Here is a 1453-nt window from a genome sequence, read left to right as displayed (position 1 = left end):
ACGATGGGCTTGCTGGTCATCGGCTTCGAGAATCCCGATCCCCACGCCGAGGAAGACAACAAGCACTTTTCGCTGGGCTTCAACTGCGGCGGCGGCACCACGGCGATGGCGTTGTGGGAGTGCATGCGCAGCTACATGGAAGTAGGGTCGGAGGCTGTACCTGATAGCCGAGTAGGAATTGCACCCTACGAAGAAACGCAAATCGGTTCGATCATTTCTGACCTGCGCAAGGGGGACCTCATAGGTGTTTTATGGGGGATATTCTGCATTACGATTTTGGGGACGTACCTGGCGGAGAAAGTTCAGAATTTGAAGCTTTCACATCCGCCTGATCTGCCTTATCCCGACATCATTGAATGGTCCAAACCACTCCCCCCGGAACAATGGGCCAAACGCTCCCCGGAACTCGAAGCCGCCATCGCCAAACGCGAGGCTGAACTCGCTACCCAGCAAGAGCGAGAGCTGGCTTGACGACGAATCCTCAAGGCCGGTTGCCCAGCAGCGTTTCCCTGCGGTTGCGCTATCGCACGCCACTCCTCGCCATGCTTGGCGCCCAGACCTTCATCGGCGGCGAATCCGTGCTGGCCTTTACCCTGAACGACAGCAGCGGCGTGATTGCGCTGCGGAACGACCCGACGCCTGAGCTGGATCGTGTCCCGCGCTACCGGCTCGGCGAAGATCATCCCGGTGCCTCTTACCTGCAACCCAGGGACAAACCATGAGCACGCCCGAGGCAGGCACCACAAAAAAACGGCTGTTGTCGCGCAATGATTATTTGGCGCCGCTGCCCATCCCTACCGGAGAAAAGCCGTGTGATGTGCTCAACATCATCTGGCGCAAGAACGAGGTGTTTCTCGACATCGGCAATTACAGCATTGGTTCAGCGGTGATGGTGCTGTGGCCAGGAGTGATGTTGTTTTTATCTCTGGCTTATGGATTGAGAAATATCTCGCCTGAACTTAGTACATTTACTCTTGTTGGAGGAGGCGTGATCACTGGCATCCCAGCGCTGTTTGTGATCCAAGGCCTCTTCCGCGAAGTCCCCTTACCCATACGCTTCAACCGCCAACGCCGCGAAGTCTGCGTCCCACGCGATAACGGCGAATACTGGCTCGTCCCCTGGGAAAGCGTGACCGCCGCCGCCACTCAGCACTCTTCCGTCAGCCAGGCTGGCCGCAACACGATGGGTTTGCTGGTCATCGGCTTCGAGAATCCGGATCCCCACGCCGAGGAAGACAACAAGCACTTTTCGCTGGGCTTCAACTGCGGCGGCGGCACCACGGCGATGGCGTTGTGGGAGTGCATGCGCAGCTACATGGAGATCGGGCTGCAAGTTCTCCCGTTAACCAATGATTTTGAAGGGGAGCGAGAGAGACTGCGTGGAAGGAATGTTTTCTGGGGTGTTTTCTGTGACTACTTGAATGGCATCAGACAACATCTGGCAGCCTGGGAA

The 1453-nt window shown here is 57.2% G+C and carries 2 protein-coding genes and 1 pseudogene; all 3 read left to right on the top strand.

What is annotated here, in order from left to right:
• Positions 1–471 (top strand): annotated as a pseudogene (locus AD668_RS28375) (hypothetical protein); the annotation flags it as partial.
• Positions 468–722 carry a hypothetical protein gene (locus AD668_RS28370; protein ID WP_053164506.1) on the top strand — a complete coding sequence of 85 codons (255 nt, stop codon included), beginning with the start codon at positions 468–470 and terminating at the stop codon, positions 720–722. The pseudogene AD668_RS28375 and the gene AD668_RS28370, both read left to right, overlap by 4 nt.
• Positions 719–1453, top strand: a 735-nt coding sequence (locus AD668_RS28365) for a hypothetical protein (RefSeq protein WP_256220812.1), incomplete at its 3' end; no start/stop codon positions are given. The genes AD668_RS28370 and AD668_RS28365, both read left to right, overlap by 4 nt.

It is taken from the genome of Pseudomonas sp. P1.8, from assembly GCF_001269805.1.
Classification (GTDB): domain Bacteria; phylum Pseudomonadota; class Gammaproteobacteria; order Pseudomonadales; family Pseudomonadaceae; genus Aquipseudomonas.
Note: the sequence above shows the minus strand (reverse complement) of the source record. Positions and strands in the feature narration are given on the sequence as shown.